This window comes from Streptococcus sp. 20925_1_77 (assembly GCF_041432125.1).
In the GTDB taxonomy this organism is placed as follows: Bacteria; Bacillota; Bacilli; order Lactobacillales; family Streptococcaceae; genus Streptococcus.
On the sequence record NZ_JAPVZB010000011.1, the window covers coordinates 56,471 to 74,829 of the forward strand.

At 43.0% G+C, this 18,359-nt stretch carries 17 protein-coding genes; 4 read left to right on the top strand and 13 right to left on the bottom strand.

All coding sequences use genetic code 11. The features are described from left to right. Positions 1–10 precede the first annotated feature (10 nt). Together O3626_RS07070 and O3626_RS07075 are read right to left on the bottom strand one after the other, a co-directional pair. The gene (locus tag O3626_RS07070; protein WP_272145021.1) at positions 11–1,273 is read right to left on the bottom strand and encodes a DUF6287 domain-containing protein; all 1,263 of its coding nucleotides are present in this window, start codon (positions 1,271–1,273) and stop codon (positions 11–13) included. 12 nt (positions 1,274–1,285) lie between these two features. Continuing rightward, positions 1,286–2,608 (bottom strand): DUF6287 domain-containing protein, encoded by a 1,323-nt coding sequence (locus tag O3626_RS07075; protein ID WP_371496079.1) that lies wholly within the window; start codon positions 2,606–2,608, stop codon positions 1,286–1,288. A gap of 155 nt (positions 2,609–2,763) precedes the next feature. Here O3626_RS07075 and pepF point away from each other — a divergent pair, with 155 nt between their 5' ends. Beyond that, positions 2,764–4,560, top strand: a complete 1,797-nt coding sequence (gene pepF / locus O3626_RS07080) for an oligoendopeptidase F (RefSeq protein WP_371496081.1) — start codon at positions 2,764–2,766, stop codon at positions 4,558–4,560. A 54-nt stretch (positions 4,561–4,614) separates the two neighbouring features. Further along, a complete protein-coding gene (locus tag O3626_RS07085) occupies positions 4,615–5,406 on the top strand; it encodes a DUF2785 domain-containing protein (RefSeq protein WP_150905274.1) in 792 nt (263 codons plus the stop codon). Between the two features lie 164 nt (positions 5,407–5,570). Here O3626_RS07085 and trxA read toward each other — a convergent pair whose 3' ends face one another. From trxA to O3626_RS07120, 7 genes are all read right to left on the bottom strand, one after another. Further along, a complete protein-coding gene (gene trxA, locus O3626_RS07090; RefSeq protein WP_003013593.1) occupies positions 5,571–5,885 on the bottom strand; it encodes a thioredoxin in 315 nt (104 codons plus the stop codon). Positions 5,886–5,897: 12 nt separating this feature from the next. Continuing rightward, the gene (locus tag O3626_RS07095; RefSeq protein ID WP_021154401.1) at positions 5,898–6,122 is read right to left on the bottom strand and encodes a DUF4649 family protein; all 225 of its coding nucleotides are present in this window, start codon (positions 6,120–6,122) and stop codon (positions 5,898–5,900) included. Positions 6,123–6,373: 251 nt separating this feature from the next. After that, complete coding sequence (rpsO, locus tag O3626_RS07100; protein ID WP_003004251.1) at positions 6,374–6,643, bottom strand: 30S ribosomal protein S15; 270 nt, start codon at positions 6,641–6,643, stop codon at positions 6,374–6,376. Between the two features lie 409 nt (positions 6,644–7,052). Continuing rightward, positions 7,053–9,728: a Cna B-type domain-containing protein gene (locus tag O3626_RS07105; protein ID WP_371496084.1), complete on the bottom strand. Its 2,676-nt coding sequence runs from the start codon at positions 9,726–9,728 to the stop codon at positions 7,053–7,055. Between the two features lie 372 nt (positions 9,729–10,100). Beyond that, a complete protein-coding gene (locus O3626_RS07110; protein WP_371496086.1) occupies positions 10,101–10,829 on the bottom strand; it encodes a pseudouridine synthase in 729 nt (242 codons plus the stop codon). Positions 10,830–10,831: 2 nt separating this feature from the next. After that, on the bottom strand, positions 10,832–11,983 hold the full coding sequence (locus O3626_RS07115; protein ID WP_371496088.1) for an MFS transporter: 1,152 nt from the start codon (positions 11,981–11,983) through the stop codon (positions 10,832–10,834). Positions 11,984–12,088: 105 nt separating this feature from the next. Next, positions 12,089–13,252, bottom strand: a complete 1,164-nt coding sequence (locus tag O3626_RS07120) for an MFS transporter (protein WP_371496090.1) — start codon at positions 13,250–13,252, stop codon at positions 12,089–12,091. A gap of 145 nt (positions 13,253–13,397) precedes the next feature. Between O3626_RS07120 and O3626_RS07125 the strand changes: the two genes are divergently transcribed. Both O3626_RS07125 and def read left to right on the top strand, forming a co-directional pair. Then, positions 13,398–14,084: a cyclic nucleotide-binding domain-containing protein gene (locus O3626_RS07125; protein WP_269796530.1), complete on the top strand. Its 687-nt coding sequence runs from the start codon at positions 13,398–13,400 to the stop codon at positions 14,082–14,084. A 60-nt stretch (positions 14,085–14,144) separates the two neighbouring features. Beyond that, the gene (gene def / locus O3626_RS07130) at positions 14,145–14,759 is read left to right on the top strand and encodes a peptide deformylase (RefSeq protein WP_003010019.1); all 615 of its coding nucleotides are present in this window, start codon (positions 14,145–14,147) and stop codon (positions 14,757–14,759) included. A 53-nt stretch (positions 14,760–14,812) separates the two neighbouring features. Here the strand turns inward: def and O3626_RS07135 are convergent, their stop codons facing one another. The 4 genes from O3626_RS07135 to O3626_RS07150 all read right to left on the bottom strand — a co-directional run bounded on the left by O3626_RS07135 (position 14,813) and on the right by O3626_RS07150 (position 18,254). Continuing rightward, complete coding sequence (locus tag O3626_RS07135) at positions 14,813–15,817, bottom strand: hypothetical protein (protein WP_371496092.1); 1,005 nt, start codon at positions 15,815–15,817, stop codon at positions 14,813–14,815. An 83-nt stretch (positions 15,818–15,900) separates the two neighbouring features. Next, positions 15,901–16,566 (bottom strand): DUF443 family protein, encoded by a 666-nt coding sequence (locus O3626_RS07140; protein ID WP_371496094.1) that lies wholly within the window; start codon positions 16,564–16,566, stop codon positions 15,901–15,903. Positions 16,567–16,772: 206 nt separating this feature from the next. Beyond that, positions 16,773–17,003, bottom strand: coding sequence for a GlsB/YeaQ/YmgE family stress response membrane protein (locus tag O3626_RS07145; RefSeq protein WP_003010011.1), 231 nt, complete (start codon positions 17,001–17,003; stop codon positions 16,773–16,775). A 9-nt stretch (positions 17,004–17,012) separates the two neighbouring features. Further along, positions 17,013–18,254, bottom strand: a complete 1,242-nt coding sequence (locus O3626_RS07150) for an aminopeptidase (protein ID WP_371496097.1) — start codon at positions 18,252–18,254, stop codon at positions 17,013–17,015. Between the last annotated feature and the right edge of the window lie 105 nt (positions 18,255–18,359).

Sequence of the window (18,359 nt, forward strand, 5' to 3'; positions counted from 1 at the left end):
TCCTTATTTTTTAGTTCACACGGTAGTACAAATCGTTCCCATTCGTAGCATCACTCTTACTCCAGTAAATGGATTCACTGCCACCTTCTCTTGAAGGAATGAAAAGAATAGGCGTTTCGTTCGTTGCGCCGGGCATCCGACTAACTCCGTGTAAATTGCCTTCCTTGAAGTAAAAACCAGAAAATTGAACACCATTGACAGCACTACCATTGACTTTCACAATTCCTTGCGCATCAAACTCAATACTAGTTCCGTGCTTATTTTCCCATACTCCTGCTACACTTGAGAAATTTCCAGCTTTTATTTCATCTAGATTCATACCAGTCTTTGTTTTGGCAGGAGCTGATTCGGCATTTCCACTCACTCGCGTTGTATAGTCAAGAGCGATCCAGCCTTGTCCAGATTCCAATTTGCCCCAAGTATGACCATCCGCGTCTACAGTTTCCGTAATGGTGTGAGTTCCTTTTGCGATCATTCCTGCAGAGGGAGCTGAAGTAGACGGTTCTTTCCGAATACGAAGATCAGCTACGCTAACTTGTACTTGGAAGCTTTCTGATTTTTTCTCTTCTGCTTTCGCTGTTGATTTAGAGTCTCCTGAACCATCAAACGTTTTCCAATCAAGCTTACTAAGGTCCAACTTCTTGGCTGAAATCCCAATAGCCTGTTCTGCCGTTTCCTTCCCACCAATTTGAATGGTTGCTTTCTTTTCTTCCTTGGCTTCCCCTTTTCCTAGCGAATAAAGGGTCAATTCCATTTCTGGATTCACAGATTGCCAAGTAGCATAGACGATTTGTCCATTGTCAAAAAGATCTAAGCTAGAGCGATAGCCACCTGCAGAAGCCACATAGGCTACATGGAGCAAGGTTGGCTGCTTATCTTTCAAATAATACACAGCAGCAATCGTTTTGCCATCCCCAATCAGCAGTTCATCATTACCATCACGATTAAGATCCTCAAAAGCATAGTGCCACTCATTAGTGCTTCCAAGTGTTTGAAGGTTAAAGACATACGCATATTCTTCTGAAGTTGCTTCAATCTTCTTCAGTTCATTTTGTAAAGCCGTTTGGTCTTTGGCATTAATTGCGGTTGCATAAGCCTTGTAGCGATCTAATACTTCTTGATAGTTCTTTTGTCCTGTATTCTCCTTATCTTTTTTGACCGATGAAGAGCTTGCCGTTTTCGGTTTACTTTGGCGCTCGTAACGTTTGGGAGCACAGGCGACTAAAGAAAGAACAGACGCACCTGTTAGGAATAAAATCATCAGTTTTCTCATAGTATTACTCCTTTAGTCCACACGGTAGAAGAAGTCACTTGCTTCCCAACCTGCTGATTGACCTGTCCAAATGCGGTCTTTTCCAATATCAGAAGGATCTGCTATTTGTTCAACGTATACAGGTAGGGAAGTTCCTGCTGGAATGAATCTTATAATTGCACCACCCACCTTATACTTAGGATTACTGAATCCTCCACTAAGGTGATTATCTGTTTGTTGAATTCGATTGACCAGCATATTTTCACCGTTCAAGAAAACCTGATCTGACGATCCAGCACCATCAAACACAAGCGTCCAACCTTTCCCATTTCTCCAGGTCCCTGCAATACTTGAAAAATCACCGTTCTGAATTTCTTGAATGTTCATTCCGCTGCTTTTCTTACTTGTGCTTGCTGATTTAGAACCATCCACTCGCGTTGTATAGTCAAGGGCAATCCAGCCTTGTCCAGATTCCAATTTGCCCCAGGTATGACCATCCGCCTCTACGGTTTCCGTAATAGTGTGAGTGCCTTTTGTGATCATCCCTGCAGAGGGCGCTGAAGTAGATGGTTCTTTTCGAATACGAAGATCCGACACACTGACTTGCACTTGGAAACTTTCTGATTTTTTCTCTTCTGCTTTTGCTGTTGATTTGGAATCGCCTGAACCGTCAAAGTTTTTCCAGTCTAGTTTACTGAGGTCCAACTGCTTGGCTGACATCCCAAGAGCCTGCTCTGCTGTTTGGTCACCACCAATTTGAATGGTTGCTTTCTTTTCTTCCTTGGCTTCCCCTTTTCCTAGCGAATAAAGGGTTAATTCCCGGTCTGGGCTCACAGATTGCCAAGTGGCGTAGACAATTTGCCCATTATCAAAAAGGTCTAAGCTGGAGCGATAACCACCCACCGCAGCTGTATAAGCTGTATGGAGCAATTTAGCTTTTTGACCCTTGAGGTAATAGATGGCAGAAACATACTGTTTGTTTCCCGTGTATTGATTAGACACCAAGAGCTCATCCACACCATCTTTGTTCAAGTCTGTAAAAGCATATTGGAAGGTTACCGGAGTTCCTAAGCGCTCCAAAGCATCTAGATAGATGCTTTCTTCTGAGCCAGATTTTATCTTACCTAATTCCGCAAACAGGCCTGACTTATCGCCATTTTTAAGAGCTGTATCATACTTAGCATACCGCTCCAAAACCTCTTGATAATACTTCTGACCTGTATCCTTCTTTTCTTTTTTGACAGCTGATGACGTTGCTGTCTTTGGTTTACTTTGGCGCTCGTAACGTTTGGGCGTACAAGCCACCAGAGCTAGAACGGACGCACCCGCCAGTAATGAAATCATAACCTTTTTCATAAAAACCTCCTCATATCTATCCTAGTATATCAAAAATGGTCAATTTTTCCAGCTCTTTTCAAGATTTTTACACAAGCATTTTCCCCTCTCCCTCTATGTTTCTGTCCTTTTTTCTGCTATACTTAAGGAAGAACACCGATCAAAAGGAGAACACTATGGAATTAAAAAAACGTTCTGAATTTCCTGAGAACGAACTCTGGGACCTCACAGCCCTCTACCAAGACCAGGAAGACTTCTTGCGTGCCATTGAAAAAACACGTGAAGAAATCAATGAATTTGTCCGTAACTACAAGGGCAAGCTCCACACCTTTGAAGACTTTGAAGCTGCTTTTGCGGTCTTTGAACAAATTCAGATTCAACTCAGCCACATTGGCAACTACAGCTTTATGCCACAAACGACTGACTTTGGCGATGAAGCTTTTGCGGAAATTGCCCAAGCGGGGATGGATTTCGAAACTTGGGCAAGCGTCGAACTTTCCTTCTTTGACGATGCTTTGGTCGAAGCGGATGAAGAAGTCCTCGAACGCCTCGGGCAACTCCCTCACCTCACTTATGCCATTCGTCAGGCTAAAATCAAAAAAGCCCACTACTTGGGAGCTGATGTGGAAAAAACTTTGACCAACCTGGGTGAAGTCTTCTACGGACCACAAGACATCTATACCAAGATGCGGGCGGGTGACTTTGAAATGGCTGATTTTGAAGTGAATGGAAAAGTCTACAAAAATAGTTTTGTCACCTATGAAAACTTCTACCAAAACCATGAGAATGCGGAAGTCCGTGAAAAAGCCTTTCGTTCCTTCTCAGAAGGTCTTCGCAAGCACCAAAACACTGCTGCAGCTACCTATCTAGCTCAAGTTAAGTCTGAAAAACTGATTGCAGATATGCGGGGCTACGATTCTGTCTTTGACTATCTCCTAGCTGAGCAGGAAGTGGATCGCTCTATGTTTGATCGTCAGATTGACCTGATCATGAAGGACTTCGCTCCGGTCGCTCAAAAATTCCTCAAACACGTGGCCAAGGTCAACGGTCTTGAGAAAATGACCTTTGCTGATTGGAAGTTGGATTTGGACAGCGCGCTCAACCCAGATGTCACCATTGATGATGCCTATGATTTGGTCATGAAATCTGTGGCACCTCTTGGGGAAGAATATTCCCGCGAAATTGCCCGCTACCAAACCGAACGCTGGGTTGATTTCGCAGCCAATGAAGGTAAGGATTCTGGTGGTTATGCAGCCGATCCATACCGCGTTCATCCTTATGTCCTCATGAGCTGGACAGGACGCATGAGCGATGTCTACACCCTGATCCACGAGATCGGACACTCTGGTCAGTTTATCTTCTCAGACAACAACCAAAGCTACTTCAACGCCCACATGTCGACCTACTATGTGGAAGCTCCTTCTACCTTTAACGAGCTCCTCCTCAGCGACTATTTGGAACATCAGTTTGACGACCCTCGTCAAAAACGCTTTGCTTTGGCTCACCGTTTGACAGATACCTACTTCCATAACTTCATCACCCACTTGTTGGAAGCAGCCTTCCAACGCAAGGTCTACACCTTGATCGAAGAAGGTGGTACCTTCGGCGCTAGCAAGCTCAACAGCATCATGAAGGAAGTCTTGACCGAATTCTGGGGCGATGCCGTTGAAATCGATGACGACGCAGCTTTGACCTGGATGCGTCAAAGCCACTACTACATGGGGCTTTACAGCTACACCTACTCAGCTGGCTTGGTTATCTCAACAGCGGGATACTTGCATTTGAAAAACTCCGAAAATGGAGCGAAAGATTGGCTAGACCTCCTCAAATCAGGTGGCAGCAAGACCCCACTTGAGTCAGCCATGATCATCGGAGCAGATATCTCAACTGACAAACCACTTCGCGATACCATCCAATTCCTTTCAGACACTGTCGATCAAATTATTGCTTACAGTGCAGAATTGGGAGAATAGACTCCTCTACAGCTAACTCTAAAATAAGCTAGTAAAAATGCAGAGGTGCTAGGGATGTATCAAGAATTACAAAGTAAAGTGACAGAAGAAAAACCAAGCTATAGTCGGGAAGAAATCCAGTGGTTGCTGGAACATTTGGGTGATCCTTCACCAGAAATTCGCGATGATCTCGTTTTTACAAGCTTGGCTAGAGGGATTCAGGAAGAACTCTTTACACGGGAACAATTTCATTTCATTGCTGAGACGATTTCATCCGACGAAGGAATAGAAAAAGAGATTGATAAGATTGGGCTATCAACACTTGAGCGTTCTTTTAGAGCACTCGTTTATGCCAATCTCTTGTCTGCAGATGCCAACCAACAATCGATTTTTTATCAAAGATTAAAAGCTGATATAAGATATATTTTACTGGATCAAGGTTTACATTATCTTGAAAAAGAAAAGGATACAACAGGTTTTTCCAGTCAGTATGGCTGGGTTCACGCTTTTGCGCATGGAGCTGATCTTTTGACAGAAGTAGTTTGTCATCCAGACTTTCCTAATGACAAAGTTCATAAAGTCTTTAACACACTTGGTCAAATCTTTAAAAGAATTTCAATTCGTTTTACTGATGATGAAGATTGGCGTTTAGCTAGAGTGCTCTATGAACCTATTTTGCAAGGAAAAATCGAGCAAGAACAAGTAGCTTCTTGGATAAAAACGCTTGACTTTCTGATAGAAGAAAGGGAAGATTTTTATAAATTTTCCAACCTTAGATCCTGTCTGTTAGAAGTCTATATTCAACTTGATCAAAGAAACGTTTTACAAGATGAGTTGAAAAAAGCCATTCAATCTTTTCAATACTAACTATTGCACAGTGAATGTAAAACCCTCCAAATATTTTCAAGTCACTTTTCGTGAAAAAAATTATTGAAGACAAAAGAGCCTTGCTCCTCATTTAAGAGGGCAGGGCTCTTTCTTTGGATATATAAAAGCACTCCCATTTTACTACTGGAAGTGTGCTTATGATATTAACTCAACTCTGCCACAATGGCCTTAATTTGTGCTGCGGTATGCACTCCTGCTACTTGTTTAACAACCTGCCCATCTTTTTTAAAGAGCAAGGTTGGGATGGACATAATGCCGAAAGCACGCGCTGTTTCTGGATTTTCATCCACGTCCATTTTCAGGATTTTTAACTCATCTTCCGAAAGTTCTTCCGATAATTTTTCTAAAATAGGAGCTTGCATGCGACATGGACCACACCAGGTTGCCCAAAAGTCTACCAAGACCAAGCCTTCTTTGGTTTCTGCTTCAAATGTTGCGTCTGTAATTGCTTTTGCCATTTTCTTTCTCCTTTAGTTTTGGTACTGCGTCAAATCTTGCTTCATCAAATAGAAGAAGACATCTCCGTAAGTCCCTTGGTAATCCAATTCATACCCATTATAGGTCAGTTTCACAACAGGATAAAAATCTGCTACCCCAATCAAGCAGGCTTGTTGGGAGCGTTCAAACTCTTCGTAGGAATCAAAATGCATGACTCTTTCTTGTTTTGCACCGTCTAGATATGTAATTTCAATCATATCGATAACCTCTATTTCTTATGATGCATCAATTGTAACTCTAGATATTACATCTGTCAAACAAAACGACTTCCTCAGAATGATGGATCTTGTTCGATAAGGAAAAGACAAGAAAACAGCCCCCTGAATCCAGAGAGCTGTTTTGAGCTCGGGCTAAAATCCTAGTGAAAAAGATGAAACTCCTTGTGTTCATCGAACACTGTGTCGTTTCCCTATTTTCATACGGATTTTTGGCGCCCTTAGCATCATGATTAACGACGAAGTCCAAGAGAGTTGATCAACTCACGGTAACGGTTAACGTCATTTGTACGAAGGTAAGCCAACAAGTTACGACGGCGACCGATTTTCTTCATCAAACCACGGTAAGTAGCGTGGTCTTTTTTGTGTTGTTTGATGTGTTCGTTCAAGTGGTTGATTTCCCAAGTAAGGACAGCAACTTGTACTTCTACTGAACCAGTGTCACCTTCGTGACGTGCGTATTGTGCAATGATTTCATTTTTTTTCTCTTTTGAGATTGCCATGATAAGCTCCTTTTCTTTATGCTCTATCCGAGTGGCAGGTTTGGCATATCCTGCTACCAAGAAAGAGTTAGTTGTCTATTCGACCTTCTTATTCTACCAAGATTTCATCTTTCTGTCAAACACTTATGTTTCCTTTAAGAGGACCTTTTCTCTTTTCTAAAAAAACCTTGGGAATTTGGACGGTTTGATGGATCATTCTTCAAACAACTTATTCAAAAGAGAGTGGGACAGAAATCGGTAATTCGTTAGAATTTGATTTCGTCGTCCCACCTCCGCACAGTTGAGTAGGGCTGTAAAAGCTGATGAAATCAGCGTAGTAGAGCCCACTCAACCACTGCGTCTTGCTCGACAATCCAAAAATAATTGAGAGGCTAGGACTTTTGTCCCAGCCTCTTTATCGGTATGAAGCTTATTTCTCTTTCCGTTTACCACGCAAGAGCAAAGCCAAAGCAAAAACTGCTAAGAGGGCACCGAGTATTGTCAACCCGTAAGCAACAACTTCACCAGTTGATGGAAGAATTTTTTTCTTCCCTTCTTTTGGTGTAGTTGGAGTTTCTGGTTTTTCCGGTGTGCTTGGCGGCGTTGTTGGTGGTGTCGTCGGTGGAGTTGTAGGTGGCGTTGTAGGAGGTGTTGTTGGCGGAGTCGTTGGCGGTGTGCTTGGTGGTGTGGTAGGAGGTGTTGTTGGTGGCGTATGACGGTTGGTTACCGTGAAACCATCAATGTTGCTTGTATAACCTGCTACTGGATCCTCTGTAATCGTGTAGGCAATCTTCTTACCTTCCTTGTATACAGGTAGATCCGTGAAGCTTGCCTGCCAATTATCAGTAGCTGTGATTTCTTTTACAGCTACTTCTTGACCATCCGCAAGGAGACGAACTGTGATTTTTTCAGGACGAAGACCCTCTTTATTGTCTGCATCATCCCAGATCTTCTTGACCGCTACTTCTGTTACTTCTGGTGTGCGGCTATTGGTGATCACTACATTTCCCTTGTTACTGTCATCGACCGTACTTGTATAGCCTTTGACTGTCCCAACTTCTTTCACTTGGTACTGGATCTCTTTGCCTTTCGCTTTTAGAGGCAAATTGCTAAAGGTATGAGTCCAGTTATTTTTAGCAGAAAGTTCCACTTCTTTTCCTTGAGCTTTGCCATCTGCATAGAGCTGTACCTTAATGGCGCTTGGACGTTTGCCATCTTGGTCATTGTTGTCTTCCCAACGTTTTGTAACAGTAGCGCTGGTTTTACCTGGCTTGTAGCTATTGGTAATGGTTGTTCCATCAATCGCAGCAGAGTAATTGGCTACTGTGTCTTCTGTGACTGTGTAGACAATTTGTTTGCCGTGATTGTATTTTGGAAGATTGGTAAAGACTGTCTTCCAATCAGTTGCTGCACTTAGCTCTTGGCTAGCTACTTCTGTACCATCTGCAAGGAGACGAACAGTAACCTTGTCAGGACGAACACCATCTTGATTATCATTGTCTTTCCAAATCTTCGTTACTGGAATTTCAACAACTTCTGGTGTACGAGTGTTGGTAATATTGGTTCCCTCAATAGTTGTTTCATAACCTTCGACAGGTTCTTCTGAAATAGTGTAGGCAATGACATTACCAGCATCATCGACCACATCGAGATTATCAAAATGATAGGCCCACGTTCCTGTAGCATCTGGTTTCACTTCTTTAGAAGCGACTTTGACACCATTTGCTAGGAGATTGACTGTGATTTTTGACGGACGCTTGCCATCTTGGTTATCATTATCATTCCATGTCTTTTGGCCAGAGACACTTGTTTTTTCTTTTTGGTTCACAACATCACGAGAAATCGCAAGGTCATTTCCAAAATCGTCCTTGCTGATCTTGATAGGTTCTTTAGAGAGAACATAGCCTGTTGGAGCCTTGATCTCTTGAACTGTATAAGCCTGCTTGATCAAGCCCGTAATAGTGCCTATTCCATCCTCATTAGTTTCGATGGTTCCAACTTGCTCTCCTGTATCATCTGCCGTCACAGCAAAGACGGCACCTGCAAGCGCTTGGCCATTTTCACCTTTTTTATGAATGGTGAATGAGTACTTCTCACCATTGAAGTGTCCATCAAAGAACTGATACAGAATGTCTGCTACCTTATTTTGCTCCTTGATTTCTGTAGCTGTCATGCTAGCATTGTTTTTAAAGGATGTATTGATGGCTGGGACCTTGTCCAAATAGACATCATAGCGAATCGTCATTCCTTGTTCTGGAGCTAGATCTCCAATATGAACCGTTAGAGATTGACCATCAGCACTGACAACAGGGGAATAATTTTTCGTGACATTTGTGGTGTCTCGTAAATGATAAGCCCCATCTTCATCACTAACCTGCCAAGTTCCTGTATGGATGTTAACAGAATCTGCCTTGATCTTCCCATCTGTAAAGGCCAAGTGGTCTTTGATATCAATATTATGAAGGGCTGTGTGGCCTTGATTGATATTCAAGGTATAGGTCAATTTTAATTTATCATCTGAATTGGTCCAACCCCACTTGCTAAAGACTTCTGGAGTAGGAGGATTCTCACCTGGATTGACCCCTTTGTAATCGATATTCCCACCTGGAATCACATCTTTACCGATTTTAAGTTTGAATTCAAGTGTCTTTTGTCCTTTGACAACTTGGTGGTCTACACGCGCAAAGAAACGCAGTTTCCCTGTCACATTGGCCATTCTTTCAGGATAGTCCGTATAGGTCACTGTAATCTTTTTTCTTTGATCATCTACCGTTGCTGTCGCAACCTTTTGACCACTTGGATCCAGCAGGTCAATGGTGTCCGTTTCAAAGACCTTAAAGCCATCTCCAAGTTGGATTTCAGTCTGATCCCCTGCTTTTACACTCCCATTCGGCAACTCAAAGTCTGCTTCAACTTGAAAGCTCTCCCAAACACCGAGTGGATCTGTAATCGCTCCACCAGTTGATTTCGAAATGTTTACAGATTTGACTACACTATTAATAGTATCTGCATGGACTTTAGCTATACTATTTGGTTTGGCAAATCCTAAAGCCGCTAGTAAAAATAGGGCAACTGCTGTCACAACAGAATAGAGCCACTTTTTCATAAACGATTTTTCTCCTTTTTCTACGTTTACTAGATAAGGTATGTGAGTCGAAAAATTATCACTACATATTGTGATTTTATACACAACCTATCTTGTTTCATTATAATTGATTTACTTTGAGAAGACAAGCTAATATATATGCTTTTTGTATTTTAAGTACATTTTTTTGAAACAAAGAAAAAATAGAGAGTGGGACAGAAATCGGTAATTCGTTAGAATTCGATTTCGTCGTCCCACCTGCGCACAGTTGAGTAGGGCTGTAAAAGCTGATGAAATCAGCGTAGTAGAGCCCACTCAACCACTGCGTCTTGCTCGAAAATCTAAAAATAATTGAGAGGCTAGGACTTTTGTCCCAGCCTCTTGGTTTTTTTCTTATAAGGGAACTCCGAAGACCTCTAGGGACTTGAGTTCAGAAGGATGGAGTCTCCGCCATTCTCCCAATGGAAGAGTTGGATCTAGCGTTAGAGGACCCATAGAAATCCGCTCTAAATCCACCACTTCCTTACCACAGGCAGCGACCATGCGCTTGACCTGATGGAATTTTCCTTCAGCGATTTCGATTTCGACGTAGGAGCTGGCATTTGTCTCATTCACCTCTACGATCTGCAATCTCGCGGGCAGGGTGGTAAAGTCTTTGAGGTCAATGCCTGCTTCAAAACGGGCTACATCTACCTCATCCATGATCCCAGCCACCTGGGCACGGTAGATCTTCGACACATGCTTCTTCGGCGAAAGCATGGCATGGGCGAGCTTGCCATTATTGGTCAAAAGGAGTAAGCCATGGGTATCGATATCTAAGCGCCCGACAGGAAAGACTTCCTTGTGACGGGCTGTCTCATCCAATAAATCCATCACAGTTTGGTGATGATCATCTTCAGTCGCTGAGATGACCCCAGCTGGTTTATTGAGCAGATAATACACGAAGGTTTCATGGACCAGGTCTTCTCCCATAAAGGTCACCTGATCCTTGTCTGGATCAATCTGTAGTTTTCCTGCTGTCTCTTTTTTTCCATTCACTGCGATTTTATTTTGCTTGAGAAGCTGCTTGACCTCGGTCCTACTCCCCACGCCACAATCCACTAAAAATTTATCTAGACGCATGATTACTTCCCGCTCTTTCGCACAATCCAAAGGCCAAAAAAGGAAATCAGGATCATGAGGATACCAGAAAATCCAAAAATAAAGGCAGGAGTTGAGGAGACAGTTCCTAAGAGGCTGAGAACAAAGGTCGTTGCGATCGAACCTGCACTACACCCCAACACCGCAATGGATGTTGCCTGACTTAATACTCCAGCTGGCATCTGATCAGATAAGACATTATAAACAGTTGTGAGAGCCACACTGTAGGCGAAGCCAGAAGCAATTGTTACAAGGGCAAGAATCAAGAGATTTGGAGAGACCCCGATCAACATTTGGGCCACACCATAAGCTACTCCCGAAACCAATAATAAACGATCACGGAATAGATAGGTCAAGGGCGAGAAGGCCAAACCTGCCAAGATCCCAACAAATTGCATGGCTGCTAATATAACCCCAGCAGTTTGGGCAGTGCCATGTCCAACTTGTTCTACCACACTTGGAATCCGAACGGTGATCATGACATTGGACAAGACGATAGCTGCCGCAACGACCGCTAAGCCGAGCGTAGTCCGCCATTGTCCCCCCGTCATCTTCACATCCTTGTGTTTTTCCTCCACTGCTTCTGTCTTAGATCCATAAGGCACAAATAAGAGATACAAAAGTAAGATAGGAATACTGATGCCGTAAACGAGAAAGGCAGCCTGCCAGCCAAAGCGAATCAAGAGGCTGACTCCAAAGGTTAAAACGGCCGTCCCAACAACCTCTGCAGAACCACGAATGCCAAGGGTTTGAACGCGTTCTTTTCCTTTATAGCGCTCACTGATAATGGCAATGGCAGAAACATTGAGCAAGCCAACCGCCATCCCGAAAATAATCCGAGACAAAAAGACAACCGGATAGGCTGGACTGATTAAGGGAATAAAGCCACATAGAGCGTAAGCAACTAAGCCTGTCACAATCATCTGGCGCTCTGAAAATAGGCGCCCAATCCATTTATTGAAGATGAGTGAAACCATGATCCCTGCAGAAGGAAGCGAGACCAAGAGCTCAATCATGCTATGAGGAATTCCCTTGTAATAGGCAAACATGGCCGACTGCGCACTCGAAATCGAAAACGAGGTCGTCAAAATAAATGAAAGCGCGAGAATACTCACTTTCTCCATGATTCTTTTCATTATTTTTTCCTTTAAACTAATCTTTTTTTCACACTTCTCCTATAATAACACGAGCTAGTGACAGGACGCAATAGATTGAATTAAAAAAACGAAATGATTTCTCCATCATTTCGTTCGTGCTAGCAATTGTGAGGCGAAGACTCCTGTTCCAACCATCAAAGCGCCAATCCAGACAAAGAGCAGATGATTGGAGGGAGCTAGTGGCGTCACCAACTGGATGAAGAAAGAAGAGAGGGCTGATCCGAGATTGCAGCCGATCAAGACCAGCGAGGTCGCAAGGTTCAGGAGATTGGTCGGGATTTTTTCAGATAGGTGATAGAAGATACTGGTGACTCCCGTACTGTAAGTAAATCCGGCTAAGAGGGTTCCTAGAACCAAGCTCCACAGCTGTTCGGACAAGCCAATCAAAGCCAGAGCTAGACCGAACCCAAAACACATGATCATGAGCAAGTTCTTTTTGAAAACATGTGTCAAACTGGCAAAACCTACCCCTGCTACAATCCCTGTCAATTGCATCAGACTCAAGACGGTTCCAGCTGTTGTCGCCGTTCCCATACGAGCATCAACGATGATATCCGGCACGCGCAGGCTAATAATAGAATTGAAGCAAATGATGATACCAGCAATCACAGCTAGCATTAGACTAAAACGCCATTGAGGGGATCGAAGGCGTGCGGAACCTTTCTTTTTCTCCTTCAAGCTAGCCTGTTTTTTCTCCTTAGGATAAGGGACAAAAAGGATATAGAGGAGTAAAATCAAGTAACCACCACCATATACGGCAAAGATCGCTGGCCAGCCTAGAGGCAAGAGTTGCCCCACGATAAAGGTCAAGATGGCGGAGCCCACCACTTCAGCAGACCCCCGATAGCCCAGCATCCGGGTCTTATCATTGCCTGAGTAGCGCTCACTGATAATTGAAATAGCCTTGGCATTGATCATTCCTGTCCCCAAACCAAAGAGCAAACGACTTAGAAAGATGAGAGGATAGTCCTGCACGACCAAAGGCAAAAGCCCACTAGTTGAAAAGAGCAAGAGCCCTGTGACAATCATCTGGCGCTCACTCATCCACCGTTCGATCAGGCTATTTAAAAAGAGCATGGCCACGACCGCAAAAGCTGGCAGGGAAACCAAGAGTTCTACCTGACTTGCTGAATATCCGAAGTGGCTAAAATATGCCTTCATAGCCGGCAAACCGGCTGTAATTGAAAATGATGAGATCAGCATGAGCGACAAGCTCAAGAGACTGATTCTTTCCATTGTTTTTTTCATTTTTTTATTTCCTACACTTTACTGGTAACATTTGACTTTACTAATTTTTTTAGAAAAGATTCAAACTAGTATTTTCAATAGAATCCTAGTATAATCAATTTAGAAAGAGAAAAATAGGACATTTGTCCTATTTTAGGAGATTGAGATGAAAAAAATTTCCCCATCTACGAAACTCACGGACATCATCACTGACTACCAATTGGATCAGATCTTTCCAGGTGACTGTCTTAGTCAGCTGGACCTCGTTCTCTATCAGGCTGGAGAGTATATCTGCCGCCAGGGTTCTGACCAAGATGTCATTCCTTATTTTCTCAAAGGCCGGCTCAAGATCGTCCACAGTCTTGAAAATGGTAGTGACACCATCCTTGAAATCCAAGAAAAACCTGGACTGTTAGGAGAGATTGAGCTCCTGCTCGATCGGGTCTGTATCACATCGGTCATTGCAGACCAAGACTCACTAGTCGTCCAGCTCTCTGCTCGGCATTTCAAGGACCGCCTCCTGCTGGACCCGACCTTTTTGCGTTCTACGGCCAAGACCTTGGCTGAGAAATTGCACCAGATCAACTATTTGGCCCCTGCCAACTTTCATTATTCGGTCAAGGAGCGCCTCGCTACACATTTTTTGGAACATGGTGATGAAAACGGGACCCTCAAGCCCAAGATGAATCAGCTGGCCCTGCGTTTTGGGATCAGCTACCGCCACCTTAGCCGCGTCATCAAGCAGATGATCGAAGAGGGCTTAGTCCAAAGAGAAGGGCGAGTCTATACGATTTTAGATGCAAAAAGGATGAATGATTTGTCCATCAAACATGCGGAAACCGTCGACAGATAACTTTAATTTTAGGCTCTTTTGTGTTATTATGGAGGGTAGAAAGAAAGTGAGAGTAAAACGATGAAAGCAATTGAAAAAGTTACAAGAGCATCCCATTTGATTGATATGGATGACATTATCCGCGAAGGAAATCCCACACTTCGAGCTGTTGCAGAAGACGTGACCTTCCCTTTGTCTGATCAGGAAATTATCCTAGGTGAAAAAATGATGCAATTCTTGCACCATTCTCAAGACCCTATTATGGCTGAAAAACTTGGCCTCCGTGGAGGAGTGGGACTCGCAGCTCCTCAGCTGGATATCTCTAAACGAATCATCGCTGTTTTGGTTCCCAATCCAGAAGATGCCGATGGCAACCCACCAAAAGAAGCCTATAGCCTTCAAGAAGTCATGTACAATCCAAAGGTTGTCGCCCATTCTGTTCAAGATGCGGCTCTTGGCGACGGGGAAGGCTGTCTCTCTGTAGACCGCAACGTCCCAGGCTATGTGGTTCGCCATGCCCGCGTGACGGTTGAGTATTTCACAAAAGATGGGGAAAAGAAACGCATCAAACTCAAAGGCTACAACTCCATCGTCGTTCAACATGAAATCGACCACACCAACGGCATCATGTTCTATGACCGCATCAACCCAAATAACCCATTTGAAATCAAAGAAGGTCTCTTGATTTTAGAATAGCGTAAATGACAAAAATACCTAACTGAGAAAGCTCTCGGTTAGGTATTTTTTTGTTATTTTTTGCCTTGCCTTTTATTCGAAAACTTGCGTATGATGGTACGTGCCATGCTAATAAAGAAGTCCAAGGCAATTCCTAGGGTAATCATTCTTACAAGCCACACCAACCAGATTGGTCGTCTTACCTTTGCATCAGCATATCCTAAATGATCAAGTGCTACAAACATCAATAGATAGCATACTATTTCTAACGGAATGCGATGTTTAGCTTTTTTCAGACTGAAGCCTTTTAACCAATTCCATAGTAAATCCCACAACGTCGGATTATCCTCAGGTTCATCCTCCCAGTATTCCTTACTTTTTGTTTTCAAATACAAGAGGTAACCCACTTCTGTCAGCAATTGAGTAAAGGCGTAACTGAATAGTATGCTTACGGATACTCCTAGCACCACTCCATAATAGCCAGTAAGGGCCGCTCCTATCATGGAGCAGACGAAGATGATCGTTAGGGCATTGCTACTGTAACTACTTGATTTTGCGAAATAATTTCCCAGGGTTCTAGTTGGTGAAAAGCCAATCTTTAACTGCTTCTTAAGCCAAAAATAATGATAAATAAAGCCCAATAAGGTACAAGTCACAAGAAAAGGAATGACGATGAAGCCATATTTCGGGAAACCTACTTCAAATTCTTTATTTGCCAGAGCAGAAACAATGATGAGCAAGCCCATGACTTGGAGCGATAAAAACATCCCTGCATAGGTGAATAAGAGTAGAGTCGTTGACAACACTTGTCTTCTATATATAAATGCCCCCATTAACGGCAAGAAAAATGCAATGATATGGTAAAGACAATAGATGACGAGGATATCAAAAAACCAATGACTAAATGGTTTTATACCTTTCGATACATCATACGAATAAAAACAAAGGATTTCAAATGCGAACAGAAATACGCCTGTCCACGAATTGATCATCATAGCCGCTGAAGCGCGTGTATTGGCTAAACTTTTAAAGTAGACTTTGTTCGCCTGCTTAATATCGACTTTCTTTTCATTTTTCATAGCATGCTCCTTTCTAAAAAATTGTTTTAAGGGCCAAAAGCAGATGGACGCTGCTATTGCTTCTGGGTTTTACTCGACTGGATCTACTTGATTTTAGCTTTGAAATCGTCGCCTGGAGCATATAAACCTAAAATAGCTGATGCTAAATACATAAATGAAGTAACAAATAGGACCATATGAACAATTAGATTTGGTTTAATTTTACTCAAAACTGAGTAAATCATTGCACTTGACAAAAACAAAGGAACTATCAACAATAAAAGATTTCTTAGTACTATCCTAAATTTTGCTGGGCGACAATAGATTCTTTTAGCTTTCTTAGAAGCCATCATTCCAGTCTCTATTTTCCTAGTGCTCAGCCAAATACGAAGCCCAACAACAATACATAGAACAAGGATCATTAACACTAGATTCAGTAGATGGGAAGTAAAATATAAATAATCCTCTATCGGAAAAGCTCTACCTAGTAAAACTGCTAAGGAACCAGCACCAAGTGTTGAGATCCCCACTTTAGTCTGAGTTGAAAGCATGTTCTTATCTCCTTCAAGCACTTTCGGAGCTATTGCTTCTACTTCATCCTCTGTTAGCTGATAACTTTTATGAGGGACAAAATAGGTAAACCATGGAAGAAAATAACTTGTTATAATTGGCCGATCGACTTCCATTAAATACCATTCATTCTCTACTTTTAACAAACGATATCGAAAATTCATTTTCGGTAAATACTCGATTTTTGCGGGTTTAAACATAGATGTCTCTTACTTTCTATACTGTTTCATTCTTAGACGGAGAAACTAAACTAACTTTTCACCAGTCTACCACAGCCATAATTATCTTATTTAATCATAACAGAACATACCTTCCATCATACCTGATTTTACTTTGATGATCAAGTTTTGACTAAAAAAGAGGTTGGAAGATTTCCAACCACTCTATCTGTTTTAGCAAGTTAAACCTAGCTTCCTCTTTCCCAGAAGATGGCTAATAAAATCATGGCACCAAGAATCGATGGGATAATCGCTGTACCGTTTAGGCTTGGTCCCCAAGCACCAAAGAGTAATTGTCCTAAAAAGGCACCAATCCAGCCCAGGAACATTTTCCCAAAACATCCCATGCGTTCGCCACGATTGGTGATAGCTCCAGCTAGAAGTCCGATCAAAAGACCGACAAACATACTTCCAATCATAGTTTCTCCTTAAATTGCCCAATCTCCATTACGGAAGAGTGGTACGCGTGTTCCATCCTCACGGATACCGTCGATATCCATTTGGCTTGAGCCGATCATGAAGTCAACGTGGACGTCTGAGCGGTTGAGCCCGGCTGCTTCGAGTTCTTCTTCTGTGAACTCTGCGCCCCCTTCTACGCTGGTTGCATAGGCTGCCCCGATGGCCAAGTGGTTAGAGGCATTTTCATCGAAGAGGGTATTAAAGAAGGTAATGCCTGATTGGGAAATTGGACTTGGATCTGGGACGAGGGCACATTCACCCAAGGCACGCGCTCCCTTGTTTTTGAAGACCAAATCTTTCATGACTTGATCGCCTTTTTCTGCTGTGATATCCACAATTTCTCCATTTTCAAAGGTCACTTTGATGCCTTCGATGATGTTCCCATTGTAGCTAAGCGGTTTTGTGGAAGTGACATAACCTTCTGCACGACGGAAGTCAGGAGCTGTGAAGACCTCTTCTGTCGGCATATTTGGCAAGAAGCCTTCGCCTTGGGCATTGATAGCTCCAGCAGATTCCCAAACATGGTTTTTCGGCAAACCAAGAGTCAAATCGGTGCCTGGTGCTGTGTAATGAAGGGCTGAGAATTGTTCTTTATTAAGCATCTCCGCCTTGCTCTTGAGAATAGCTGCATGCTCTTCCCAAGCCTTGACGGGATCTTCCTCGTAAACTCGGCAAGTCTTGAAGATTTGATCCCACAGGAGATCCACTGCTTCTTCATCGCTCGTCGCATTTGGGAAGACCTTTTTCGCCCATTCTAAACCTGCTGCAGCAGCAACTGTCCAGCTGACCTTGTTGGATTGAGTAGCGATGCGCATTGGTTTCATGGCCATGCCCAAAGCCTTAGCAGAAGCCGAAAGCTTCTCTGCATCAACACCATTTAAGGCACCTGGATCAGAAGAACGGACACCCAAACGACTAGCCTTGTGTTCCAAGAGGTAGTTCATCTCTGCAATCTTGTAGTCAGGCACGTTGTCCAAACGATCCATCGGTGCATGGAGGAATTTTTCCCGGGTAGTAAAATCATCTGCCCATTGGACAATGACTTCGTGCGCACCCAAGGCATAGGCTTCCTTCACGATCAAGTGGGCCAATTCTCTTTGTTCCACATCGATGTTCAAAGCCAAGGTATGGCCAGGTTGCACGTTGATGCCGTTCGCCACCAACAATTTTGCGTATTTTTCGAGGTTTTCTTTAAAATTTGGTAAAACCATTTTTTTCTCCTTCATAAGTGAATGATCTCTTCCTAGTATACCATAAGTCCATGCAAAAAGAGAGTGGGGCAGAAGTCATAGCCTCTTAATTGTTTTTGGATTGTC